Raw genomic sequence first — 26,096 nt, 5'->3', positions numbered from 1 at the left:
TCTAACCGTTAACTGGCTTTTTCCGGATGTAGTGTGACATCGTTGATCGGAGCCATTGAATATCTTGTTTGGAAATAAGCAGTCTCGGAATTTTCATTTTCAGAACGAATTTAACATTACATAAAATGAAACCGAACCGTAGAATCCCCGAAGACAGCATTGCTATCCCTGCACCCGTCAAGCCGTATCTCGGAACGAGTATAGACAGCAATGGTATGACGAGCGCCAATCCGACACCCTGTAGGATGGTAACCAGCTTGGGCTTACCCAGCGCCATGAATTGCTGTGCCAGCACCATGGTTCCTCCGCTGATAGCAACCTCAAGCACCAGTAACCGGAATACCGTAAGCGCTTGTTTAAACTCCTGACCATATAGCAATGTAAATACGAACGGAGCAATCAGCATCAGCATCGTGGCAGCCAGAATCGTTGCTGTTGAAGTCACCCGAAATGCCCGGAATGTTATTGCAACCGCGTCCTCCTTGTTTAACCCGGAGGCCTTGGGAAAGAGCACGACGATAATCGAGGTTGAAAATACATTCACCATCCGGGCCAGGCTGACCGCTACCGCATATAAGCCGAGATCAGCCGGTCTGAGCAGACCCGCAATCAGGATCTGATCAATGTAAGTAGAAACCTGCCCCATGAGATCATTGCCGTATGAGCCCATGCCGTAGGTAAAGAGATTTTTGAATTGCGTCCAGCTGTTCTTCACCTTCGGTTTGTACAGCCGAACCATTCGAATCGTGACACCGATATAAATCGGCAAACCTGGCAGCAAATAGGCCAGGGCTGAGGTGTACGGATTCATTTGACCCGTCAGGATCAGGATCGCCAGACCCAGCAGCGTACTCAGCGGCACAAGATACCGAAACAAATTGTACTGCTTGTATTCCGACCGGACCTGAAGCAATGCATTATTGATCTGTGAGATCGCGATAAGCGGACACATCATCATGGAGCATTGGGCGAACAGGATGACCGATGAAGAAAAGGAGCGCAGCCAATAAGGAATCAGGAACACGCCGATAAGTGTCGCCAAGCCCCCGAACATCGTCGCCAGTAGCAAGGCGAGGCCGTACAGCTTGCCTGTTTCCTCCGGGTTCCTTTTCGCATTGTAAATCAACGCGGACGGGACACCGAAGCTCATGCAGAAGGCAAGAAATTGGGACCAGTTCACCATCGCGGTCTGTTCCCCGCGTCCGGTAGGACCCAAGAATCGGGCCGTCAGCACGCCAGTCAGCATGTTTACGACGAGAATCAGCATGCTGAATATCATCGTTTTGACTGCTGCCGAGCTGCTATCCTTGCTCTTGGCAAAGCGAACCACCGTGGACCATAGTGTCCGGACAGGTGCGGATAATGTTTGTAAGTTTTGCACAGCCTTTACCTTCTTTCCACGATGACATCTTTCGCCCACAGTCCTATGCCGATCATCATCCAGATCAGATAGCCGCGCATACCGGGAAAACCGTTATCCGATATGAGACTGGCTACAGCTCCGGCCCACGTAGCCAACGCCAGTCTGATATAAGGCTGGCTGGAATCTCGCTCGGCAATGCGCACAAGGAGGCGCTTGACGATAACGAACAGACCACCGAAGAAAAAGAACGCTCCGAAAATACCGAAGGTGAGAAAAATGGCAATATAGCCATTATCCATAATCCCAAGTTCACCGAGATCGCCGCCGTTATCTAGCTTGGTTCCAATTCCTACACTCCCGATCCCCTGCCCCACCGGATTACCGACAATGGCCGGAAGCATCGTATGCAACAGATCCAGGCGTTCATTGTACGAATGATCCTGTTGAATATCCGTCAACGTTTGCATGCGGGCCACGAGACCTTCTGCCCCCGGCAGCTTCGGAACAATGATGTAGAGAAGGAGGCCAACGACAGCAAGTTGAAACAAGGTTTTCCACTTTCCCTTGGAGGATGAAGTGAGGATATATGCCAGCAGCATAACGAATGCAATCAGCCAAGCCGAACGTACCAGCGTGATCAAAAGACAAACGACCGTCAGCAGGACCCCGATCCATCCCAATGTGCCGCGCCACCGTTTTTCCATCATCATGGGTACGAGCGCCATTGCCAGAAAAATAGCGCAGGGACCAGGCGAGTTCATCAATGAGAAAACTCTGATTTGAAGCGGCTCTGGTATACCAATGGAATTCATCTCTACGTTATTCATCCAAAACGCATCCCATGGAGGCACCGTCAAATACTGAATAATGCCGTAAATCGCCACGAGAACGGCAATGTTGGCATATGAATACAGCAGACGGTCCAGCTCCTTCGCTTTCATGGGCTTAATCGCAAAATAAGGCAGCAGTAGCAAAGGAATCACATAGTTGGCCAAATCATAAGCAAAAACGATACCATTTTTGAACAAGCCGACCGCACTTCCGTAGGCCAGTTCAATACCAAAAAACACAGCAATTCGGGTTAATGGCTTTTCCGCCTGATGAATGCCACGCAGCACAGGAATAATCAACATGCTGCTGACCAGCAACGGTGCCAAGCTCAATAAGGACACCGAGTGATACGTTCCCTCCAGCCAGTCTGCAATGCGCCGGATTTCCGGTCCTACTGCCCACACCATCAGTGTGTACGGAATCAGCATCCGCGATTGGATGATCGCCAGCAAAAAGGCCGGAAAAACGAGCGCCAGCAATATGGCTCCCTGCTGGCTCATGGTGGGATTCATCTTGGCGCTGACAAATCCGATGGCGAGTGGCAGCATACAAGCCAGCACTCCCATGCCGATCATGCCGATTCCACGCCGATTTCCTAACCAAACGGAAACCTGCTGATCTGCCAGCCGAGTCATATTTCTCACCCCTGACCTCCCTTCACCCGGTTCCGCTTGAACATTTCCTTAAACAGCAGAACGAGAAACTGGGAATCCTCAATCAAGTATCTTTTCCACAAACGTTTAGGCTCCTGAGACAACCGCCAAAACCATTCAAATCCCGTCTTCTGCATCAGCTCCGGTGCACGTTTCACATTTCCCGACAGAAAATCAAACGTAGCTCCTACCCCTATCGAAATCGGAGCGCGATATGTCTCGTAATATCTGTAAATCCATTTTTCCTGTTTAGGTGCGCCTACGCCGACAAAAACGATGTCCGGGCGGGCCTCTTGCAGCAATTGGACAATGTGTCTGTTCTCTTCCTCATTTTTCTCAAAGCCATAGGAAGGAGAGTAACAACCCACTACATTCATGTTTGGGTACGACTCCTGAAGATTGACCATCGCCTTCTCAGGAATACCGTCCGCCGCACCCAGAAAAAACAACCGATAGCCTCGATCCTCAAAAGCCTCCCCCAGCCGGGTGAACAGATCGGAGCCTGACACCTTTTGCTTGAGGGGCTTTTTCAGCAACCTGGACGCCCATATAATTGGCATTCCATCGGCCACCACAGCTCCTGCATCGGAATATACCTTGCGGAATTCATCATCCTTGCGAAGCTTGATCACATGATCGACATTACAGGTCAAAATGTAGGAATGACGCTGATGCTCAATAGAAGTATCTATAAATTCGAGTAGATCGTTAAAATCATAATTATCAAAGTTGACATCGAACATGTTCACTCTGCTCATCGTATCACTTCTCTTTGCGAAAATCGGTTTGAGTAGATGTCTGGTATAAAGCGTTCAAATACCAGCAAAATGGAATAATCATCTGAACCGTCGACAACGTGTTATCTGAAAACGAATAAATCAGAAAGCCCGCAATCAAGCTTGCAAAATAAGGTTTGATTGGCTTGGCAAGCGACCGGTAAATGAGAACGAACACGACCAGCAATGAAAGCATCAATAACCCGCAACCGATATATCCCGTGTCAAAATAAAAGCGTATATACTCGTTATGCGGCACGACAAAGCCTTTGAATAACGTCCCGTCGTTCGCAACCGTCACCGCGCCAAGACCCCTGCCTGACCACGGATAATCCTGTACTCTGTTCAAGAAATATTCCCATGCCTCCGAGCGTCCCGACAGATCAATTCCCGTATCGGTCTCCCGCTCGAAGGAGCGTTTTTTTAAATTGTTCCATTGCAGGGCCACCGCCCCCAGAGCAATCAAAAACGATCCGGCCAGCGGTAGCAAATAATTGACTTTCCCCTTGAGATACTGCCTGGCGATATCGAACAGATACACTGCAAACATTAGCAACAGTGCCAGAATCGGGCCGCGTGTACCGGTGGCAATCAGAATCAAAAAGTTCAGCGCCAGCACCGTATAATAAAAGGCAGCTTGCTGCGGCTTGCGTTTGACCTCAATCAGCGAGACGGCAATCCCGAGAAAGGAGAGCATCGCCAGATGCGGCGGAATGTTCGCCCCCCTGTACTCTCACCGCTCCCGTAAATTCCACATCGGTAAACGAATGCAGCCCTACGACCTGTAAACCGAGTCCAACGACCACACTAATGATCGGCAGCAGGCTGATCAACCGGATATGCTTTTCCGCCACCTCCTTCTTCCACTGGATCAGTAAAAAAGAGAAGGGCAGCGATAGTCCGACGAACGCCTTCACTGCAATTGAGGTCGTCAGCGTAGGCAGCCATGCTGAAAATCCAAATGTAATCCCCAGCATGATCACCAATGCCCAGATCGGATAGCTAAATTTGAGGCGTATGCCGTAAACGAGCATGCACGGTACCAGCAAGGCCAAAATGCCCAATTTGTATAATGACAAAATCTCGATACCGAATACGCCACCCTGATACAAGGAATCCACCGATACCGCCGTGCTCAGCAGAACTGCATAGCTGATGCGCTCCGGATGATGGATAGAAACGGCCAGCAGAAGCAGTAAGCATACCGCCGCAATGCTGGCCACCGGCTGATAAGTAGCCGCAACTCCTACAGCAAGAGCGCCCAGAAGAAAAATGAAAACATGCTGTATTGTGTTTATTCTCGAAGTCCAAGGATAGTTGCTCATGATCAATCTTCACCCCGCAGCTGACTCGCTTTTCCGGTTGCGCAGCGTATCCAGGGTTCCCCGTATACTTTCAAATCTGCACCGGTTCAACAGCTTTCTGCCCTCAGTACGTGCCAGCAGGGAGTCCACCGTGTTGTATAGCCATTTGGCTGCCGTCTTCGCCATCAGCATCACGTTGCCGCGCAGGCCTGCGGCCTGAACAGCGTGAGACATGCCCTGACAGTAGTAACGATTCATGATCCATTCCTTCGTCAACCGTGCAGCCGGAACAAAATGCTTCACAGCCATGTGAGGATGATACATGATCGTTCCGCCATTTTTACGAATCTGCTCGAAAACCCACGATTCTTCACCAGATAAGAGGATATCTCCCTTTCTTCCCAAATGGAGCGGGAACATCACGGCAGCAAAAGCCGTTTTGCGCATGGCCATATTCGCTCCGAACGGATTCAGTCCCGCCGGATATTCGCGGATGGCTTTTCCCAAGTCAATAATCGTGTAAGGCAGCTCAAGCGGCCCTGTCAGCCAACCCGGTCGTTCCGTTTCAAACAAAGGATCTATCTTCCCGCCCATGGCCGTCAGCTCGGGGTTGTTCCCGAAGGTCGACATAATCGTTTGCAGCCATGAAACACACGGGATCGCATCATCATCCAGAAAAGCAATGACTTCTGCCCTCGATAACGTAATGCCCGCATTACGAGCAGCTGATAATCCTTGCTCGCGCTCATAATGATACCGGAGATGAATATCCTGACCGTGTGCGGCACTAAATCTTTTGATCGTCGCCGCCGTATGATCGGTGGAGCGATTATCGACCACAATGATCTCAGCCAGCGCAAGGTCGTTCAGCTCCAGCAGGGACATTAGCGTTTTTTCCAGCAGGTTCGCCCGGTTATAGGTGCAAATAACGACGGACACTGCGGGACACCGCTTGAATGCATCCATCAGTAAGCATCCTTGGAGAACAGCATTTTAATGCCTGTTTTCATGATGATTTTCAGATCGAGCCACGTATTGCGAACATGAATATACTTCAAATCCATTTGCACCATTTCTTCGAAGCCTACACTGTTACGTGCGCTCACCTGCCAGTAGCCGGTACATCCCGGTGTGACAATCAGGCGTTGCTTGTCATAATCGGAGTATTGCTCAACCTCGCTCGGCAATGGCGGACGCGGACCCACTAACGTCATGTCCCCGACCAGCACATTCCACAGCTGCGGAATCTCATCAATACTCGTCTTGCGCAAAAAACTGCCAATCTTCGTAATCCGCGGATCGTTTTTAATTTTGAACATGGCGCCGCTCACTTCATTCAGCTCCATCAAATCTTTTTTCAGCTCCTCGGCATTGGACACCATCGAACGGAATTTATACATGTTGAATAGCTTCTCGTTCTTGCCCACCCGAATTTGCTTGAAAAACACGCTTCCCTTCGGATCTTCGAGCTTGATCAAAACACCCACCACGATAAAAAGCGGCAGTAATACGATCAAACCCACGAAAGACAGCAACATGTCGAGCAATCGCTTGGTTACCAGGTAAGACGTTTTATCCTGAATTTGTGTATTTCCGTATGGCATGTAAAACGCTTTACCTGACATGACAGCCTCGCCGTCCTCCGGTAAATTTTCCATGCTCATGCTGACGTACCCCCTCTCAACCTGCCGTGGTTGCTTTCTCGGTCTTTTTCAGCCACTCGTGCATGGCCTCTATAACCGGATACTTCAAATCATCGCTAGCGAGTGCAAATTCAAGTGTGGTCAAAATATAACCAAGACGCTCGCCCACGTCATAACGTGTTCCTTCAAAGTCATAGGCGTACACGCGCTCGCTTTGATTCAGCTTTTGGATGGCATCGGTCAACTGAATTTCGCCGCCCGCCCCTTTTTCCTGAAGATCGAGATACTTGAAAATTTTTGGTGAGAATACATAACGGCCCATAATAGCCAGATCGGAAGGCGCTGTGCCTGGAGCCGGTTTCTCTATAAAATTATTTACCCGATACAGACGTCCGTCCTGTTGATCCGGTTCAATGATGCCGTAGCGATTCGTGAATTCCTGCGGTACCCGCTGTACACCGATGACGGAATTTTGAGTTTCCTCATACTGATCCATCAGCTGACGCAGGCAAGGCTTCTGACCTGTTACGATATCATCACCCAGCAGTACGCCAAACGGCTCGTCCCCGATAAAGCGTCTTGCGCACCATACCGCATGTCCCAAACCTTTGGGTTCTTTCTGGCGAATGTAGTGAATTTCTACTCCCGAAGAACGCTGTACCTCTTCCAGAAGCTTCAGCTTGCCGTCCTCCAGCAGTTTCGATTCCAGCTCAAATGCGTTGTCAAAGTGATCCTCAATAGCACGCTTGCCTTTGCCCGTTACGATAATAATGTCCTCAATACCGGAAGCAATTGCTTCTTCCACGATATATTGAATTGTGGGCTTATTGATAATCGGAAGCATTTCCTTAGGCATTGCTTTGGTCGCAGGTAGGAAGCGCGTACCCAACCCTGCTGCTGGAATAATGGCCTTTTTCACTCTTTTCGTCATCGCACTCATTCTCCTTGCTTCATCGAATTTTGGTGTTGCTTACTTCACCTGATTCATCACAATTCCAACCAGTGTCGCACCGGCCTGATCCATGAGTTGCTTTGTTTTGCGTAAATCTTCCCGTTTGGTCCGGGCGTGTCTGGCGACGAGAATCACACCATCCGTCAAGCTTGCGACCAGCCGGGCATCCGTGTAGTTCAGCGCCGGAGCCGAGTCGAGCAGTATGATGTCATATTCGCGTTTTAGCTCTTCCAGCAGCTCCACCATGCGTTCACTGCCGAGCAAGTCAGCTGCGTTGTACAAGATGTCTCCGCCGGGAATAATAGACAGCTCTGGCACGCCATGCCTGACGATGGACTTGGAAGAAGCTCCACCGTGCAAATAAGCCGATAAACCTCCGGTATTCTCCAAACCGAATATCTCGTGCAACGCTGGTGTATGGAGATTGCAATCCACCAGAGCCACCTTCTTGCCTTCTTGTGCAAAGGAAACGCCGATGTTGGCGAGCAGCGTTGTTTTGCCTGCTCCGCTCTCTGGCGAGGTCAGCAGCAGAACCGTCCCGCGGTCCGTCTGCCCGATGACCTGCTGCCGGATGTATGTACGGAGGGACCGGAATGATTCCGAGACATACGATGAAGGATTGCTTTCTGTAATCAACATGTCATTCAATCGCAGCATATTTACGCTCCCCTACCCGTTCTTTGGAATTTCCGGCTGCGCCGTCGATGTCCTTCTTGCGAATGACCGGGATGGATGCAATCACCGGAATACCGATGTCCGCATCTGCCTCTTTTTCCGTGCGCAGCGTACCGTTGATGCTTTCCAGAAACACAATCGTGCCCAGCGCAATCATCAGCGATACGAGAAAGCTAATCGCAATATTCATGAGCGGATTTCCATTGGTCGGGTCAGGATTGGCCCGCGGGTCCGCCTCATTCAAGATTTTCACATTATTCAATTCCATCAGTCCCGGAACCGTCTGCACGAATTTCTGGGTTACCGCGTTGACAACAGCGGCGGCCTGTGGATAACTCCCTGCCTCAAACGTCAAGCCGATGACCTGACTTTTATCCGAGGTTTTGACCTGTAGCTTTTCTGCCAGCTTTTGCTGCGTCAAGCCGAATTCGGGATGGGTCGTTACGACAGCCTCCATAATTTTGGGTGAAGTGAGAATTTGCTTGTAGCTTTCCACCAAATTAAGACTTGTGTTGACGTCGTTCAGATTGTTGCTCCCCTGCTTACCGGAAATATGGTTAACCAGCAGCTGACTTGATGCGGAATAGACCGGCTTCACGACATTGTCGCTCACAAAGTAAGTCGTTACGCATGAGAGAATGACAAAAATCGCAATCAGCCACAATCTTTTTTTGATTAGGACCAGATAATCCAAAATGGTTTTCTCCACAAAAATCCTCCCTCCCATACCATTTTTCTTCTTATTTTAATGATGATCTAATTGTAACAAGCTGCTGTGGGAACGACATGGAACCGGACGGCACTTTCTCCATCACTACAGGGGGATGAGTTTGTATACTTTTGGCTACGGCATGGTATACTTTTGTACCAGTCTTAGTTGATTATGGAAAAATAAATCGAAAAAAAGCCCCAAAACCACCGAGGCTGGTGATTTTGAGGCTTCTTCTGTTACTCGGTATATAAACTGAACTGGAAAGCTACATGGGCGCACTGTCCAGTCGGACAGGCATTCCATTGCCACCGCCTTCAGCGTATCACACGCTAGATGTCCTTGGCTCGTACTTCGCCAGCCCAATCGCATTGGCATACAACGCTGCCTGCGTCCGATCCGCCAGCCGCAGCTTGGCCAAAATCTGACTGACATGCTTTTTGACTGTAAATTCGCTGATGAATAGCCGGGATGCAATTTCGCGGTTGCAGGCTCCCTGTCCCAGCTCGACCAATACTTCCTTTTCCTTCGGTGTCAGGTCGTCTGTCAGATTGCCCGCATCCTCCCGCAGCTTGTTCTCCAGAATAGCAGGATCATAATATTTGCGTCCTTTGTTGACAAGATGAATCGCGTAAATTAGTTCCTCAGGCAAAGCCTCCTTGAGTACGTAGCCGTCCACAGAAGCTTCCTCCGCTTTCAGGAAGTCTTCTCGTGTGGCTGAGGATGTCAGCAAAATAAATTTGCTTCTGAACCCGCGTCCACGTGCTATTTTGATAATATCCAGACCTGATTCGTCGGCAAGTTTCAAGTCCAGCAGCACCAGGTCTGGATCCGTTTCCTCGATAACCACAAGTGCTTCCTGTTGATTCTGGGCCTCTCCCGCAAACTGAACATTGGGCTGCATGGATATAACCGCAGCGAGTCCTTTCCGTACTAAAGGATGATCATCGACAATGACAATTTTCATGATTCGGCCTCCTGTCTACAGTTCAGGATTTGCTTAATCCCTATGTATCCGATTGTTACCGCAGATTTTGTATTGCAGGATGTTCACACATCTTTATTCATAAGCATTTACCGGAATGGACAATCGGATCTGTGTTCCCTCTCCGATTCGACTTGAAATATCAAATTCACCTCCCATCGATTGAGCTAAATATTCCATATTCATCATGCCCAGGCCACTGCCTGCACTGACCACCTCACCTCCTGCAACCATTCTCGCTGTCTCGAACCCTACTCCGTCGTCATGAATAGACAATTTAATCACTTGAGGCGTCAATTTTAACTTCACATCAATCCGCTTCGCCAACCCATGCCGGATTGCGTTACCTGCGGCTTCGGATATGATACGAAACAAAGCCTTTTGATACAAGTACGGCAGTGAAAAATGATCCCCATGAATATCAAAATCAATCTGTACATGATTCAGCTTGGACAGCGTATGCAGATGGCTTTTCACTGTTCCTAACCAAGTCGGGCCCCCGCTCTTTTTCGAGCTTAAGCTATGAATGGCCCCTTTTAGCTCTCTCACTGCCTGATTAGCGGATTGCTGAATCAGCTCAATCTGTTCCTCCACCTGCTCCTTCGACTGATCATGCCATGTCTGCCGAAGTGAATGCGTCGCGTACACAATGCCAAAAAGACTTTGTGATACATTATCATGCATTTCATTCGCAATCCGGTTCTGCTCATTTGTCACAATCAACTGATTTTCGATACGCTCCAGCTCATAGCGCTCCAAAAACACGGCGCTCAGCTCAGCGAGGAATATCAGTTGCTGCACAAGCCAGCGTCTTCCCGTCAGACTTTGATCCGGGCCCAGCTTGAGTCCGATGGTCGCTACAAATCGAGTCGTCATCGGTACCGTGATCATGAGAAAATCGCCCCATTCCGGCAGATGCCTGAAAAAAGGCTCCCGTTCTTCCCTGAATTCCTCACGATAATTCCCCAGCTCCTCGAATAGCTGCTCCTCTTCCTCCACCGTCCAACCTGTCTGGCTGCTCTCCGGCGCATCCTCCTCCTGACTGTCCAACCAGAAAAACGCGCGACTCTGCTTCGTCAGCTTAACCGTGTAGTCCGAGATGACCTGCCCCAGATTCAATGCCTCGTTGTGGCTGGTCGTCTCCATGATGTGGTAAATCGACTTAATATGCTCCATCGTCTCATTAGCTTGCTCCTTCGCCATCTTCAGCTCATTCTTCATGACACCGATCACCTGCATCGCCATCGTGGTCACAATCAGCACCAGAAATAAATTCGCATTTTGCAACACCATATCCCACAAAAAATATTGACCTGGTGTAAAAAAGATATAACAAAATGTGAGTACCAAGCCGATATAAGAAAGAAGGAGCGTCCAACTGTACCTCATAGAAAGATGAGCACAAGCCACCAGCATAGGGGTAATCACATACCATTTGAACGGACTATCCATCCCTCCCGTCGGGAGCAGCAACAAAATGATCCCTGCGGTTTCCAGAGCAATGCAACATTTCAGTACCATCTCATGAAGTCTGTACTTGCGGTAAATCCACGTAAATAATGTAACAGATATAAATAGAAACACAATGAGTAATAACTTCTGCCACACGATTAATCCGGATGATTCGAACAGAAAAACAAGCGACGTTAAAGATAGTGATACATACCGGTACAAAAAAATCATTTGGTCTTCTGCTGACTTCTTCAACTTCATCCTGTCACCCTATTCTGTGTTTTGAAGTGACGATGGGCATACTAGATTTGCATGTGTACTCTAAAAAAATCATAACCAATCCAAAAATAAATAACAAGACATAAACTCTAACGTAAACGGTTACATTCCAAAAAAAATGACACTTTTTATAACATATTTACCGTTTCAGGAAAACATTTTGGGGGTAATGTCAGAAACTATAACGTTTGTCAAGGACATAAATCATGTTTTCAAAGAACTAAAAAAGGGACTTGCTGGTACTACCGTGATCTTAACAACGGTATTCAGCAAGTCCTTTTTTAGTGAATTTGGTGAGGGGCTTCATTAACCCCCGGCACGCGCCAGTTCACGCATATTGGCTTCAAATGCAGCCAGCAGAGCCTCATCCCCGCTCAAGCCGGTCGCCTCTTCTTTTTGTATCTGTTCTACCATACGCTTGTAATCCTTTGGAATCACCCGTACAAACTGCTGAATCGCAGTCTGCCAGTCATCCAAAATACGTTGTCCCGCTTCGCTGCCTGTGTACGTGACATGACGCTGAATCAGACCACGCAGATCCGCTGCTTCCGCGGGGGCTTCCACGTCTTCCAGCAGCACCATTTCCAGGTTACAACGGCTCAGAAACGTCCCCTGAGGGTCATAGACGTATGCAATACCTCCAGACATCCCGGCTCCAAAATTCCGTCCAGTCTCGCCCAGTACAGCTACACGTCCGCCTGTCATATACTCACAGCCATGATCGCCGACACCCTCGACGACGATACGTGCGCCGGAGTTCCGAACGGCAAAGCGCTCCCCTGCAATTCCGCTAATATAAGCTTCCCCGCTGGTCGCTCCATACAAAGCCGTATTTCCGATAATAATGTTCTCTTCTGCCTTAAAGGTCGCTTTGTGAGATTTCTTCACAATAACCTTACCACCGGATAGCCCTTTACCTACATAGTCATTGCTGTCGCCTTCAACGCTCAGCGTGATGCCTTTAGGAATAAAAGCCCCGAAGCTCTGACCTGCTGATCCGATGAAGTTAAAGCGAATCGTATCCTCAGGCAAGCCCTCCGCTCCGTACTTGCGGGTGACCTCGCTGCCCAGAATCGTACCTACGGCCCGATTCACGTTCGTTATAGGCATGGTAGCCTCTACAGCTGTTCCGTTCTCCAACGCCCCAGCAGCCATCGGTACGAGCTCCTGCATATCAAGCGTTTCTTCCAGCCCGTGGTTTTGGCGTTGTACGCGGTAACGTACACTACCGTCTTCCAACTCAGGAACATGCAGCAGCAAGCTCAGATCGACGCCTTTCTTCTTCCAGTGCGAATCGGCGTTTACGGTATCCAGACAGTCCGTACGTCCGATCATTTCCTGAATCGTGCGGAAGCCCAGCTCCGCCATAATTTCGCGGACATCTTCTGCGATGAAACGCATAAAATTCACCACATGGGCAGGATCACCCATATAATTTTTGCGCAGCTCCGGATTCTGTGTAGCCACACCAACCGGACAGGTGTCCATTTGGCAAACCCGCATCATAATACAGCCCAACGCCACAAGCGGCGCTGTAGAGAAGCCGTATTCTTCCGCGCCCAGCAGAGCAGCTACCACCAAATCGCGGCCAGACAGCATCTTGCCGTCTGTCTCCAGCACCACGCGGTCGCGCAGATTGTTCAGCATCAGCGTCTGATGCGTTTCGGCCAGACCCAGCTCCCAAGGCATACCCGCATGGCGGATGGAGCCTTGCGGAGAAGCGCCTGTACCCCCGTCATAGCCGCTGACCAGAATAATGTCAGCGCGGCCTTTAGCCACTCCTGTTGCAATCGTACCTACGCCTACCTCCGACACCAGCTTCACGTTAATGTCAGCACGCGGATTGGCGTTTTTGAGATCGTAGATCAGCTCTGCCAAATCCTCGATAGAATAAATATCGTGATGCGGCGGCGGCGAAATCAGTCCCACGCCCGGCGTAGAACCACGCACCTCAGCCACCCAAGGATACACCTTGCGTCCTGGCAGCTGTCCGCCTTCGCCCGGCTTCGCGCCTTGCGCCATTTTAATCTGAATTTCGTCGGCGTTCACCAAATAATTCGACGTTACACCAAATCGGCCTGATGCCACCTGCTTGATCGAGCTGCGGCGAGAATCGCCATTGGCATCCGGAATGAAACGTGCAGGGTTTTCCCCACCTTCACCGGTGTTGCTCTTGCCGCCGATACGGTTCATCGCAATCGCCATATCCTCATGCGCTTCCTGACTGATTGAGCCGAAGGACATAGCTCCCGTCTTAAAACGACGCATAATCGATGCAGCGGATTCCACTTCTTCCAGTGGCACAGGTTCACCCGCAGGCTTCAACTGAAGCATGGAGCGAATCGTCAAATGCTGTTCAGTTTCACCCTGAACCAGCTTGGCGTATTTCTTGTACAGCTTGTAGTCTCCCGAGCGAACCGACTGCTGGAGCAAATGTATCGTTTGCGGATTAAACAAATGCTCTTCCCCATCGTTACGCCATTGATATTCGCCGCCTGAATCCAGCACCTTGTCGTTGCCGTCCTTGTCAGTAAAAGCACGATTGTGGTGAGCCAGCGCTTCCACCGTGACTTCCTCCAAACCGATACCGCCAATGCGGGAAGGTGTCCAGGTGAAGTAGCGATCAACGAAATCCTGTTTGAGACCTACGGCCTCAAAAATTTGTGCTCCACGGTACGACTGAATCGTGGAAATACCCATTTTGGACAATATTTTAACGACACCCTTGGTAGCTGCTTTAATATAATTTTTAATTGCTTTTTCATGCGAGACACCGCGCAGCAAGCCCTGCTGAATCATGACATCCAGCGTTTCGAAAGCCAGATACGGATTAACCGCACTCACGCCGTAACCAAGCAACACCGCATAATGATGAATATCTCTCGGCTCTCCGGACTCCAGCAAAATACTTACACGTGTGCGTGTACCCTGCTTGATCAAGTGGTGATGCAGGCTGGAGACAGCCAGCAACGCCGGAATGGCCGCATTCTCAGCATCCACGCCACGGTCGGACAGAATCAGGATGTTATGACCCTTGTCAATGACACGGTCAGCAGCCTCAAACAGTCCTTCGAGTGCCTTACGCAGTCCTTCTGCGCCTTCCTTCGCTTCAAAGAAGATCGGAATCGTCATCGACTTGAAGCCTGGACGGTGTACATGACGAATTTTGGCAAATTCCTCATTCGACAGCACCGGTGAATCCAGACGAATCTGACGACAGCTTTCAGGTTCCGGATGCAGCAAATTGCGCTCAGGTCCAATCGTAGTTGCCGTGGACGTTACGATCTCTTCCCGAATGGCATCAATCGGCGGATTCGTGACTTGAGCAAACATCTGTTTAAAATAGTTGTACAAACGTTGCGGACGGTCAGACAGCACCGCCAATGGAGCATCATATCCCATCGAGCCAATCGGTTCCGCACCTGTGAGCGCCATCGGCTCCAGAATCTTGCGCAGTTCTTCAAACGTATAGCCAAAAGCCAGCTGAAGCTGGTTTACATTCTCATGCTTCGGCTCCGGCTGCTCCAGAGCTTCCGGCAGCTCATCCAGATTGACCAGATGCTCATCCAGCCATTCCTGATAAGGTTCCTCGGAAGCGATACGCTCCTTCAACTCTTCGTCAGAAATGATGCGGCCCTCCTGGGTATCGACCAGTAGCATCCGTCCCGGACGAAGACGATCCTTGTAAAGTACATTTTCAGGAGCGATATCCAGTACACCCGCTTCTGAAGACAATGCGATCAGGTCATCCTTGGTCACATAGTAACGCGCAGGACGCAGGCCGTTGCGATCCAGAATCGCCCCGATCTGAACACCGTCCGTAAACGCCATCGCAGCCGGTCCATCCCAAGGCTCCATCATCGTGCTGTGATACTCATAAAATGCCCGCTTCTTCGGGTCCATCGTCTCGTGTTTGTTCCAAGGCTCCGGCACCATCATCATGGCTACATGAGGAAGGGAACGTCCACTCAAATACAGAAATTCCAGTGTATTATCAAACATGGCTGTATCTGAACCATCCGGGTTAATGACCGGTTTTACCTTGCCGATATCTTCGCCAAACGCTTCACTTTCAAACTGGGCCTGACGTGCATGCATCCAGTTCACGTTACCGCGCATCGTGTTAATTTCACCGTTGTGAATCATAAAACGATAAGGATGCGCACGATCCCAGCTCGGGAACGTGTTGGTACTGAAACGGGAATGGATCAGCGCGATTGCCGAAGTCACCCGCTCATCCTGCAAATCCAGATAAAATTTGCCTACCTGCTCGGTTGTAAGCATACCCTTGTATACAACTTTGCGGCATGACAAACTCGGGATATAAAACGACTCACGGTTCTGGTCCTCTTCGTTATAGCGAATGGCAAGCTCCGCCCGTTTACGAATAACATACAGTTTCCGTTCAAAGTCCAGCTCTTCCTTCAAATCGCTGCTTCGACCGATAAACACCTGACGTACGCCCGGTTTGGCCGCTTTCGCCGATTTGCCCAGCATTTCGTCATAAGTCGGAACATCACGGAAGCCCAGACAATTCTGGCCCTCATCTACGATAATATCTCTCAGCTTCTGCTCATGAACTTCACGAACCTTCGGATCATTGGATACAAAAAGCATCCCCACGCCGTAATGTCCAGCCTTTGGCAGCTTGAAGCCCAGTCGCTCCGCTTCCTCTTGAAAAAACAGATGCGGTACCTGAATCATGATCCCCGCTCCGTCACCGGAGTTCGGTTCACTTCCCTGACCGCCCCGGTGCTCCATATTTACGAGCATGGTCAAAGCCTGACTTACGATATCGTGCGATGGTTTTCCCTTGATGTGGGCAACAAAGCCCATGCCGCAGGCGTCTTTTTCGAATTGGGGATCGTATAATCCCTGTTTGGGTGGTAAACCTGTCTGTCTCATGGAACGCAACCTTTCTGTTATAAAGTCATGCTGGCCTGAAATACAGGCGGCCGAATAGAAGACAGTGGCAACAAGAGGTAACTCAAAGAACAACTACGAGGATTGGGGGACAAAACATGTGACGTATTCAAGGCGGTACGGTCCGCCGAATGCGAATGCTTTTCAATAATTATGCAATAGCTTGACTTGAAAAACACGTCGGATCTACTGATGAATCTAATTAGTTCTATCATTTTATCATTGACCTACCATGTTAGCAATTCAAAGTTTTTATGATTGTGATAATAAATCTTTTACATTACAGCTTCAATGTTACATGCAAAAATATACTGTTTTTATGTATAAATATTCACTTTAAAAAATCCAGCCTTTCCCATTCCCGAAGGAACAAAAAAGGCTGATAAAGGATATCTGTTGAACATTCTGACTCTCAGACGTATCCCTGCAATTCGGCAGTGCAGGTTAAAATTCGAGGCTTTCACCGGGATTCAGGGCTTTCCCCTCAATCCCTTCCTTGTGCAGACGGTCACAGAAGGCGTTCCCGTCCTGCTCAATGCCCGGGAATGTATTGTAATGCACTGGTATCACGCGGCTTGCCCGGAGCCATTTAGCTGCCAGCAGCGCATCCTCCGGTCCCATGGTATAGCCGTCACCAATCGGTAATACCGCAGCATCTATCGAGTTAGTTTCCCCAATGAGACGCATATCGCCAAACAGGGCGGTATCGCCAGCATGGAAAAATGTTTTGCCGCCTATGGTCAATAAAATGCCCGCAGGCTCACCCATATATATCGTTTGTCCATTCACATTTAAAGAGGAGCTGTGGAACGCAAGCGTGAATTTTACATGGAATCCGTCAAATTGGTGACCACCGCCAAGGTTCATGCCGTGAGCCTTGGCTCCCTGAGATGAACAATAGTCAGCCAATTCCGCCACCGCGATTACAGGGCAATCGTTGCGCTTGGCAATTTCAACAGCATCTCCAAAATGATCCGCATGACCATGCGTCAACAGCACTGCATCCACCTGAATATCCTCAGCTTTTACTACCGCTTTAGGATTCCCGGTCAAAAAAGGATCAATAATAATCCGTTTGCCCTCTTCCTCCACCAGCACAGCTGAATGCCCGTAATATGTGATTTTCATATCATCTGCCACCTCCATTGTCACTTTCAGAACTTAGGTACCTTTCATTTACCCATTATACCGCTTTTTGCATACAAGCTTCATCTGTACACGAAAAAAATACGTTCACAAAGCTGAACCCTGTTGTTTAGAAAGGGCTGTTATTTGTAAAAGGTATGATGACCGATTGTTTTCACTTTGGTACGCGAATGATGAACCGTAAGATCCTGAGCCAACGTCAGCGACAGGAAAAAACAGGTATTATCAGGCACGGCTTTATGGCCATTCAAAGCAGCCGTAACCGCACGAATGCTGTCCTGGTTGGGGTGGACACGACGAAGACGCCCGTTCGCAACCGGACTAAATTGCGCTTTTTGATAAATCACTGCCTGAATCGTATCGGGAAATGGGGCTGACCGCAGCCGGTTTAAGACAACGTTGGCAACTGCCACTTTGCCTTCGTACGGTTCGCCTTCTGCTTCTGCCATGACTATTTTTTGTAGCAGGAGCAGTTCTTTAGCGGAGACAGGATAGCTCCAGGTAGACAACGCCTTGTCATCCTGAGAGAGCATTTGTGTCTTCGTAAAGTAGATGGTTGTAGGAGGGGGAAGAATTGCGGACTTGCTATGCTGGACTTCAGGTTTTTTCACGCCGGTTGCAACATTGCTCCGGGCTTGTCCCGCCTGCTTCATCTGGGAAGCGGGTAACGGAGTCGGCATGATTTGTTTCCAGCTCGGCTGCCCATGAGCCTTGGCAAAGATGGGACTTGTCCTGTTTGACCCGTTATGGGTCTCCATCCTGTCCCCGTGTGAAGGAGCCGAAGAATTCCCTGACCAGCTCAGAGATTGCATAGGTGCATTTTTATGATTTTTTTGTGTTTGTTGAACCTCAGCGTAGAGGCCTACCCCCAATATACAAACAAGCAGCACACTCAAAAGAGGTGCAAACCAACGATGTTCTTTAACGATTTCCATAATGTTCCTCCTGTTAACTTTAGGCACATTCCTCAGATATGTAACCCAAAATGCGCCTTTTGAATAACGCTGAAATACTATATCACTAAAATCGCTGATAGATCAAGGGTTCCACCTTGATAATGGGATTGTTTGAATTATTTGGTACATTGGTTTTTGGCCCATTCGGGTCGCGTACAAAACAAATTCTCCCACTTCCCACGGCTCGCCTATCCGGTCATTGGACTGAAACATAGACGCCGGAATAGGCTCCTGCCCTGTATACGAACGTGCTACTGTGATATGGGGCCTGTAAGGCCGTTCCTCGGGCTTAAAACCAAGCGGTTCGGTAGCCTCAACTATGGATTGGTGGAGCTGGTTCAAAGAATCCTTCTGCCCCGTAACTCCCCTCCATAGCACACGCGGAAATCCATCTCGTCCAAAAGTCCCCGGTTCGCCAAGCCCGAGAGTGAACGGGGAATGTGCAGCGGCCGCCTGAAATAAAGCCTGTTCCAGTTCCGGTATATCCTTGGTCGCCACATCCCCCAGGAACTGAAGTGTCACGTGGTAATCCCTGAAATCGGTCCATTTGCGAAAAGAAAGCTCGTTAACATCCTGTTCCACCCAGCGGCGTAACTCCTTCTTATGCTCGCTCGGGAGAGCAATCGCGGTAAAAAGTCTTTGTGTTTGTGCTGTTTGCGGTACTACCAGCGGTAATCCGTTCATCGTCATGGTCTTCCTTTCATCCCTAATCGGAGCTACAGTCATTCGTTGTTATCTATAGTGACACAGCAAGCTCGCTTTTACCCCTATTTATGCAATCTTTTCACCAATCTGTTATCCTTGAAAGGATGATTCAGCAGAATATATTGGAAGCTCCAAAGAATCAAAAACCGAGGAGGTAATGAATCATGGGAACCATCGTAAGTTTACACCAGCTTACCGCAGAGCAAGAAAAGCAAATTCGTGCAGCAGCTCCGGGCTATGAGCTGTTCATTGGTAAAGCCCAAGAGCTGGAGCCTGAACAAATCCGACAGGCAGAGGTCATTTTAGGCTGGTCCAAGCATATTTCCGAAGCGGCTTTGCATCCTGACAGCAAACTGAAATGGATACAGACCTGGTCGGCGGGCATTGATAAGCTGCCACTTGCAGAGCTGGAAAAGCGTCATATTTTACTCACCAATACAAGCGGCGTTCATGCCGTTCCGATTACGGAGCAAATCTTCGGGATGCTGCTGTCGCATACACGGTATTTACAGCAAGCAGTTCTCTTGCAACGTCAGAAAACATGGCAGCCACCGGAAGGCGACCTAACGGAATTACGCGGTAAAACGCTGCTGATTACGGGCGTGGGCGAAATCGGTCGTGAAACGGCCCGGATCGCAGAAGCCTTCGGCATGCGGGTGATCGGAGTTCGTCGTTCCGGCAAGGATGCCCCTCATGTGAAGCGCATGTACACAAATGAGCAATTACATGAAGCGATGGGAGAGGCGGATATCGTGGTAAATATTCTGCCATTCACCGAGGAAACCCGTCACTTCTTTGACGAAAAGGCATTTGCAGCCATGCGTAAGGGAGCTTTCTTCATTAATGTAGGTCGTGGCAACACTGTCCATACGGATGCACTTGTGCGCTCTCTGGAGCAAAAGCATATTGCCTTTGCCGGACTGGATGTATTCGAGGAAGAACCGCTACCCGCGTCACATCCACTGTGGAGTCTGGAGAATGTCCTGATTACGCCGCATATTGCAGGCGACACGGACCGTTACGCTGAACGGGCGGTAGATATTTTCCTCACCAATTTGAAAGCCTACGCAGCCGATCAGGAGCTGCCGCTGAATTTGGTTAACTACAAAACTCAGTATTAACAAACTATTCACAGATCCATATTTCCCGGCTCATACCTGTCTTGTGTATGCGGCATTGCTCCGTGAGGGTCCAGCCTGACTCGGACAGCAATGCTGCCATCGGCTCCGTGCTTACGACTACCGCTCGTGCGGCCAAGCGCCTCAGGCTGCGCAGCATCTGCTTTTGTTCATCGGCAGGGAGCACGGAGCACAGGTTATAGGGCATATCCAATATCGCTGCATCATAGGTTCCCTCCAGCAGATTCATATCTCCCAGCTTCACCCGATCCTCTTCATATCCAAAATGACGCAAATTCACGCGTGCCCCGCGTACCGCCAGCGGATTAATATCACAACCGCGAATATCTTTTCCCATGCTCAATGCTTCAATCATCACATTACCCATGCCACAGCACGGGTCCAGCAACTTCAATCGGCCCACATCTATATCCTGTGCTGCTATGTCATGCACTGCTAAATTCACAAGCGCTTTGGCTACCAGCACTGGTAGTCCGGTGGAGTAGTTTTGCGGCTTATGACGGCGCTCCAGCCACGATCTGTCGCTGTATATGCACTTGCCAAGCAGCCATCGCTCTCCTACCCGTATGACACCCAGGGTGACATCCGGTTCTTTCATTTGCGCCTGTCCTCGAATACGTGCGCCAATGCGTCTTTCTATACCGCGACGCTCGTCATAGTCAGCCACGTTGTCGCCTTCCTTAAGGCACAGGACCTTGAAGGTCTTCCCTTCTTCAAGGTGAATTGCGGAAGCTGCTTCGCATAGCTCATCCAACGTACCCGCATCTGCGGTCACATCCAGCCGAAGATGGATGAACGGGCTGGTGCCCGGCTCCAACCGCCGATAGGACAACAGCATGGAATCATGCGCAGGCGGCTGGCCGAAAAAGCTTTTCAACTCCAAAAGACACAGCTCTCGCTCGGTTTCATGACACGCGTAGGTATATATGTATCTTTGCATATTCATAGCAGAACTATTTATTTCATGTCGGTTCATGTCAGATCTCTTTTCATTTAGAATCATAGCTAGAATTTATGGCCTCTGCTATAAGACGGTAGGATTGAAGCCGCTGCTCATAATCGGGAATGGGTGTGACCAACAAAAATTCATCATTATCGTACTCAACCTGCAAGCTGCGCAACCGTTCGGCAACATCCGATGGTGTTCCCACCAGCCAATTGGCCCGCATCGCCGGGTCACCCATCGTAATCTGTGCAGCCCACCGCTGCGCCTGTTCATTCGTTGAGGCACTTATGGCCCCTACAGCAACCATCGTACGGGGCTTGTCCATTCGTTTGGACGGCTGAAAGCCGGAACGGTACATGCTCAGCATATCTCTCGTATCCTGCCCACTCATAAATTGACCGAACACATAGCCAGTTGAATACCGGGCGGCGTATTCGGCACTTTTACGGTTTGTACCCAGCATCCACAGCGCAGGTGGCTGTTCAGGCATCGGGCGGGCAAACACAGGCACCTGCTCATACTCGTAGGTACCTTCCAGCAAAGCCAGCAGCGCTTCCATCGTCTGTGGCAGTTCAGCCACATGCTGGAGAAAGTTGCCGCTCAGCGCCATCGAAGCATGTGGTCCTCCACCGGGTGCTCTCCCGAGACCCAGCTCGACTCTGCCCGGATATAGAGCCGCCAGCAGATGAAACCATTCTGCGACCTTGACCGGACTATAATGCGGAAGCAAAATAGCGCCTGCCCCCAGCTTGATTTGCCGGGTCACCGCCCCGATGTGAGCCAGCAACACTTCCGGGCTGGAGGAAGCTAGCCCCTTCATATCATGATGCTCCGAGGTCCAGTAGCGCGTATAGCCCCACGCTTCTGCACGTCTGGCCAGCTCTCCTGCCCATTGAACGGCCTGCTCCGGTCGGTTTCCGGGCAATAACGGCACCATATCCAGTACCCCCAAATTCAGTGATTTGGCAGGTATAGACTGAGAACCCATTGATATCCCCCCTTCTTTTCCATACTTAAAAACCAGTTTCTTCTACTATATAGGGCCAACATGAAATGTTAGTCCAAATCGTAAATGGAACCCACCTTCAAACCATACAGCTCATTATAGATTTTCTCGGCAAACGCATCGGTCATCCCTGCAATATAATCAATGACCATATGCTCCCATGTCCAAATCGGTTTTGCCTTGCCCTGATCACGTTCAAAGCGTTGGAGCCAATCACTCGGAATAATGGACTTGGATGTCTCTGGATCGAGAAAAGCCAGCCACAGGCGTCTGAGCATCCATTCACTCCGTTTTTGCAGCCGCTGCACGCGCAGATCACGGATCATCGTGACCCAAGCAAAGCTTTTCAGCACACTCACGGTACGAAGCATATCGAGATCCTCGCTTCCATCCCGCACAAAAGTAACCTTTTTCCAATCACCCACATCAATTACACCCAAGCTGCTGACGAACAGACTGACCCAGTACGCTTTCACCTCACGACGGGTACGGGAATAATCGTGTTCACACATAGGCATCTTGCCATTCCATACCTTCAAAAATTCACTGAGCACAGCCGCCACCTTCTGTTCGATCTGAGCCAGCTGCCAGCCTTGCCAGAAGCTATCCTCCAACGTGGTGATTTTTTCTGTAATCAGACGGATCAAGTACGGATCATACAAAAAATGCTCGTGCACCTCAATTTTCCCTGCCTTAATTCCGTCCTCCAGATCATGCGCGGAATACGCAATATCGTCGCACAGGTCCATAAGCTGGGCCTCCAGCGTCTTTTGACCATCAGGAATTCCCCAATCCTCGCGGATGGAACGAATGTATTCCCACTCATGCAGATACATCCCTTTTTTGTTCAAAATCCCCGGATACGGATACTTGTTGATCCCCAGTAAAACAGCGTCCGACAAATTCAAACCATCTACGTTCTCACGCTTCTCCAAAAACATAATTAGTCGGAAATTGTGTGCGTTCCCCTCAAAATGCTCGTAGATTTGCCGCTCGCGTGCATATGCCTCCAGCCCCTGCCTGGAATCAGGCGTGAAGCTTCCAGCGGCCGCTATCTTTTCCACCTTCGTCTCGATCAACTGATCCAAAATGCCGTCCAGTACCTCTTCGCCCTTGTGTCCGAACGGTGGATGGCCAAAATCATGCGCAATGGACGCACATTCCACCACCTCGGGGTCAATAATCAGCCCGGCGTTATCAGCCTGCCCCAGCTCCACCTCGGGATGCCGCCGCAGCAAGCTGCGTGCCGCTTCGCGTGCAATCTGCGCTACCTCCAGCGAATGCGTCAGCCGTGTGCGATAATAATCACCCGTGCCTGCGCCAAAAACCTGAGATTTGCCTTGCAGCCGACGAAAGGTCGGTGAATGGATCAATCGGGAGTAATCCCGTTCATATGCTGCCCGTGAAGCGTCGCTTCGTGTCTGTTCCGGAAACTGCCGATGCTCTCTCTTATTTTGCCATGTCATAAAGCCCACTCCCAACGTACTCAATTGGAGTGATTATACATTTTTTTCACGTCTCAGGAAAGCTGACATGACTTGCATTGAGAAGATTGTATGTCACAGTTGAATGAATCGAAGTTCATTACACGAAAAATGTCATATGAAAAAGGTGTTCCTCCAGCCATTAGGATTCAGGCCGGGGAACACCTTTTTTTAATAATATTAGAAGTATATAAGCTAAACTACTTTTGTTCTAGCGCTTCGCCCTCGGGTCCAGCACATCCCGCAAGCCGTCACCCATCAGGTTAAAGCCCAATACAGTCAGCATAATGGATATACCCGGAAAAATAACAGTCCATGGTGCATTCTGGATGTATTGGCGTGAATCCGACAGCATTTTCCCCCACTCCGGTTCAGGAGGTTGTGCGCCCAAGCCGAGAAATCCAAGCGCTGCCGCTTCAATGATCGCCGTTCCTATCCCCAGCGTGCCCTGTACGATGATCGGTGTCAGGCTGTTCGGCAAAATATATCGGAGTATGATTCGAACATTATTCGCCCCAAGCGCTCTGGCAGAAGTGATGTATTCCTCGGTTTTGACACTGAGCACTTTGGAGCGCACCAACCGTCCGTATGTCGGTACGTTGACGATCGCAATGGCATACAGTGCATTTTCCAGGGAAGGCCCTAAAATAGCAACGATAGCAATCGCCAGCAGAATCCCCGGAAATGCCAGTAAAATGTCGAACAGCCGCGAGATGAGCATGTCTGCCCATTTTCCGTAAAATCCCGCAATTAAACCCAAGGCCGTTCCTACGATCATCGAACCAATGACGGACAAAAAACCGACCCACAACGAGATTCTGGCTCCATATAGTGTACGAGTCAGCAGATCCCGGCCGAGATCGTCCGTCCCAAACCAGTGCTCTGCGGAAGGGGGTTGCAAGCGACCCACCAAATTCTGCGCTTTATAATCAAAAGGAGCAATCCACGGAGCGATCAAAGCGATAATGACAAAGAAGATAATAATGCTGAGGCCGACGAGCGCCATTTTATTGTGTTGGAAAGCCCTCCACGCGTCTCTCCAAGGGCCGGAAACGACAGGCACATGAGCCAGCGTATGGCGTGTCGTCGGTATATTGTTGGGTTCCATCGAAAATTGTGACATCGGACAAGCTCCCCCTTGACCCATTGACGACTTGATTACTGATAACGGATACGCCGGTCCAGAACCGCGTACAGTAAATCGACAATCAGATTAATGATGACGAACAGGAACGCAATGATCAGAATCCCGCTTTGAATGACAGGATAGTCACGCGAGCTGATCGCTTCAAAAATGTAGCGTCCGATGCCGGGCCATGCAAAAATGGTCTCTGTCAGCACCGCGCCGCCCAGTAGCGAGCCCGTCTGAAGACCGATGACGGTAAGCACGGGGATGGCGGCATTTTTAAGTGCATGCTTGTACACGACTTGAAAAGATGCCAGTCCCTTCGCTCGGGCTGTACGGATATAATCCGAATCCATAACCTCCAGCATGCTGGAACGGGTAATGCGGGCAATGACCGCCATCGGGATGGTTCCCAGTGCGATGCTGGGCAAAATCAAATGCTTGATGACCGTCCATACCTGCTCCATACGTCCACCAATCATCGCATCAATAACCGCCAAATGCGTTACCGCCTCCACCGGATCACGGGAATTCATACGTCCGATAGAAGGAAGCCAATGCAGCTTATTGGCAAAAATCCACTGCTCCATCAGACCCAGCCAGAAAATGGGCATCGACACCCCGACAAGGGCAATGACCATGCTGACATAGTCGAACCAGGAATTCCGCTTCCAGGCGCTCACGATACCCGCATTCATTCCAACAACAACGGCAAAAAACATACTCGCCACCGTCAACTCCAGCGTAGCCGCCAAGTAAGGCAGCATTTCCCGGGCAATCGGCTGTCTGGTGCGGATCGAATCACCCAAATCGCCATGGGCCAGCTCACCCAGGTAAGTTCCATATTGCTGTAACCACGGCTTGTCCAGCCCCAACTGCTCACGTAGTGCCTGTTTGGACTGCTCTGTGGCCTTGTCTCCCAGTATCGTTTCCGCCGGATCCCCCGGAATGGCATGAATAATCGAAAAAACGATGAGCGTCATGCCCAGTAATACCGGAATCAAAACGGCCAGTCTTTTTACAATATATGAGTTCATACCAAA

22 protein-coding genes are annotated in these 26,096 nt (G+C 49.9%); 1 reads left to right on the top strand and 21 read right to left on the bottom strand.

Going from position 1 to position 26,096, the window contains the following annotated elements; all coding sequences use genetic code 11:
• Nucleotide 1: 1 nt before the first annotated feature.
• The 16 genes from QMK20_RS05710 to thpR form a co-directional block, all read right to left on the bottom strand.
• Nucleotides 2-1,381, bottom strand: a complete 1,380-nt coding sequence (locus QMK20_RS05710) for a lipopolysaccharide biosynthesis protein (RefSeq protein ID WP_283654959.1) — start codon at nucleotides 1,379-1,381, stop codon at nucleotides 2-4.
• Nucleotides 1,382-1,386: 5 nt separating this feature from the next.
• Nucleotides 1,387-2,829: an O-antigen ligase family protein gene (locus QMK20_RS05705; protein ID WP_283656215.1), complete on the bottom strand. Its 1,443-nt coding sequence runs from the start codon at nucleotides 2,827-2,829 to the stop codon at nucleotides 1,387-1,389.
• 5 nt (nucleotides 2,830-2,834) lie between these two features.
• Complete coding sequence (locus tag QMK20_RS05700) at nucleotides 2,835-3,605, bottom strand: WecB/TagA/CpsF family glycosyltransferase (RefSeq protein WP_283654958.1); 771 nt, start codon at nucleotides 3,603-3,605, stop codon at nucleotides 2,835-2,837.
• Nucleotides 3,606-3,609: 4 nt separating this feature from the next.
• Nucleotides 3,610-4,320 carry an O-antigen ligase family protein gene (locus QMK20_RS27555; protein WP_283654957.1) on the bottom strand — a complete coding sequence of 237 codons (711 nt, stop codon included), beginning with the start codon at nucleotides 4,318-4,320 and terminating at the stop codon, nucleotides 3,610-3,612.
• On the bottom strand, nucleotides 4,283-4,948 hold the full coding sequence (locus QMK20_RS27550; RefSeq protein ID WP_283654956.1) for a hypothetical protein: 666 nt from the start codon (nucleotides 4,946-4,948) through the stop codon (nucleotides 4,283-4,285). The genes QMK20_RS27555 and QMK20_RS27550 overlap by 38 nt, the downstream gene beginning before the upstream one ends.
• A gap of 9 nt (nucleotides 4,949-4,957) precedes the next feature.
• Nucleotides 4,958-5,893, bottom strand: a complete 936-nt coding sequence (locus QMK20_RS05685) for a glycosyltransferase (RefSeq protein ID WP_283654955.1) — start codon at nucleotides 5,891-5,893, stop codon at nucleotides 4,958-4,960.
• Nucleotides 5,893-6,591, bottom strand: a complete 699-nt coding sequence (locus QMK20_RS05680; RefSeq protein WP_025685121.1) for a sugar transferase — start codon at nucleotides 6,589-6,591, stop codon at nucleotides 5,893-5,895. Before QMK20_RS05680 ends, QMK20_RS05685 begins: the two co-directional genes overlap by 1 nt.
• A 16-nt stretch (nucleotides 6,592-6,607) precedes the next feature.
• Nucleotides 6,608-7,501 carry a UTP--glucose-1-phosphate uridylyltransferase GalU gene (galU, locus tag QMK20_RS05675; protein WP_014280252.1) on the bottom strand — a complete coding sequence of 298 codons (894 nt, stop codon included), beginning with the start codon at nucleotides 7,499-7,501 and terminating at the stop codon, nucleotides 6,608-6,610.
• Nucleotides 7,502-7,540: 39 nt separating this feature from the next.
• Nucleotides 7,541-8,179 (bottom strand): CpsD/CapB family tyrosine-protein kinase, encoded by a 639-nt coding sequence (locus tag QMK20_RS05670; RefSeq protein WP_283654954.1) that lies wholly within the window; start codon nucleotides 8,177-8,179, stop codon nucleotides 7,541-7,543.
• Nucleotides 8,163-8,906 (bottom strand): YveK family protein, encoded by a 744-nt coding sequence (locus QMK20_RS05665; RefSeq protein ID WP_200893390.1) that lies wholly within the window; start codon nucleotides 8,904-8,906, stop codon nucleotides 8,163-8,165. Before QMK20_RS05665 ends, QMK20_RS05670 begins: the two co-directional genes overlap by 17 nt.
• A 325-nt stretch (nucleotides 8,907-9,231) precedes the next feature.
• Nucleotides 9,232-9,873, bottom strand: coding sequence for a response regulator (locus QMK20_RS05660; protein WP_044645228.1), 642 nt, complete (start codon nucleotides 9,871-9,873; stop codon nucleotides 9,232-9,234).
• 93 nt (nucleotides 9,874-9,966) lie between these two features.
• On the bottom strand, nucleotides 9,967-11,604 hold the full coding sequence (locus QMK20_RS05655; protein WP_283654953.1) for a sensor histidine kinase: 1,638 nt from the start codon (nucleotides 11,602-11,604) through the stop codon (nucleotides 9,967-9,969).
• Nucleotides 11,605-11,928: 324 nt separating this feature from the next.
• Nucleotides 11,929-16,527, bottom strand: coding sequence for a glutamate synthase large subunit (gene gltB, locus QMK20_RS05650; RefSeq protein WP_283654952.1), 4,599 nt, complete (start codon nucleotides 16,525-16,527; stop codon nucleotides 11,929-11,931).
• A gap of 462 nt (nucleotides 16,528-16,989) precedes the next feature.
• Entirely contained in the window at nucleotides 16,990-17,673 is a 684-nt protein-coding gene (locus tag QMK20_RS05645; protein WP_283654951.1) for a metal-dependent hydrolase, read from the bottom strand.
• A 140-nt stretch (nucleotides 17,674-17,813) separates the two neighbouring features.
• Complete coding sequence (locus QMK20_RS05640) at nucleotides 17,814-18,626, bottom strand: cell wall hydrolase (protein WP_283654950.1); 813 nt, start codon at nucleotides 18,624-18,626, stop codon at nucleotides 17,814-17,816.
• A 102-nt stretch (nucleotides 18,627-18,728) separates the two neighbouring features.
• On the bottom strand, nucleotides 18,729-19,331 hold the full coding sequence (thpR, locus tag QMK20_RS05635; protein WP_283654949.1) for an RNA 2',3'-cyclic phosphodiesterase: 603 nt from the start codon (nucleotides 19,329-19,331) through the stop codon (nucleotides 18,729-18,731).
• A 185-nt stretch (nucleotides 19,332-19,516) separates the two neighbouring features.
• Between thpR and QMK20_RS05630 the strand changes: the two genes are divergently transcribed.
• The gene (locus QMK20_RS05630; protein WP_283654948.1) at nucleotides 19,517-20,473 is read left to right on the top strand and encodes a D-2-hydroxyacid dehydrogenase; all 957 of its coding nucleotides are present in this window, start codon (nucleotides 19,517-19,519) and stop codon (nucleotides 20,471-20,473) included.
• A gap of 4 nt (nucleotides 20,474-20,477) precedes the next feature.
• Here QMK20_RS05630 and QMK20_RS05625 read toward each other — a convergent pair whose 3' ends face one another.
• The 5 genes from QMK20_RS05625 to QMK20_RS05605 form a co-directional block, all read right to left on the bottom strand.
• Nucleotides 20,478-21,467, bottom strand: a complete 990-nt coding sequence (locus tag QMK20_RS05625) for a THUMP domain-containing class I SAM-dependent methyltransferase (RefSeq protein ID WP_283654947.1) — start codon at nucleotides 21,465-21,467, stop codon at nucleotides 20,478-20,480.
• 13 nt (nucleotides 21,468-21,480) lie between these two features.
• Nucleotides 21,481-22,425: an MsnO8 family LLM class oxidoreductase gene (locus QMK20_RS05620; protein WP_283654946.1), complete on the bottom strand. Its 945-nt coding sequence runs from the start codon at nucleotides 22,423-22,425 to the stop codon at nucleotides 21,481-21,483.
• A gap of 68 nt (nucleotides 22,426-22,493) precedes the next feature.
• Entirely contained in the window at nucleotides 22,494-23,909 is a 1,416-nt protein-coding gene (locus tag QMK20_RS05615; RefSeq protein WP_283654945.1) for a deoxyguanosinetriphosphate triphosphohydrolase family protein, read from the bottom strand.
• 229 nt (nucleotides 23,910-24,138) lie between these two features.
• Nucleotides 24,139-25,050 carry a nickel transporter permease gene (gene nikC, locus QMK20_RS05610; protein ID WP_283654944.1) on the bottom strand — a complete coding sequence of 304 codons (912 nt, stop codon included), beginning with the start codon at nucleotides 25,048-25,050 and terminating at the stop codon, nucleotides 24,139-24,141.
• A gap of 35 nt (nucleotides 25,051-25,085) precedes the next feature.
• Complete coding sequence (locus QMK20_RS05605) at nucleotides 25,086-26,090, bottom strand: ABC transporter permease (RefSeq protein WP_283654943.1); 1,005 nt, start codon at nucleotides 26,088-26,090, stop codon at nucleotides 25,086-25,088.
• Nucleotides 26,091-26,096 lie beyond the last annotated feature (6 nt).

The sequence above is a fragment of the Paenibacillus sp. RC334 genome, from assembly GCF_030034735.1.
In the GTDB taxonomy this organism is placed as follows: domain Bacteria; phylum Bacillota; class Bacilli; order Paenibacillales; family Paenibacillaceae; genus Paenibacillus; species Paenibacillus terrae_A.
Note: the sequence above shows the minus strand (reverse complement) of the source record. Positions and strands in the feature narration are given on the sequence as shown.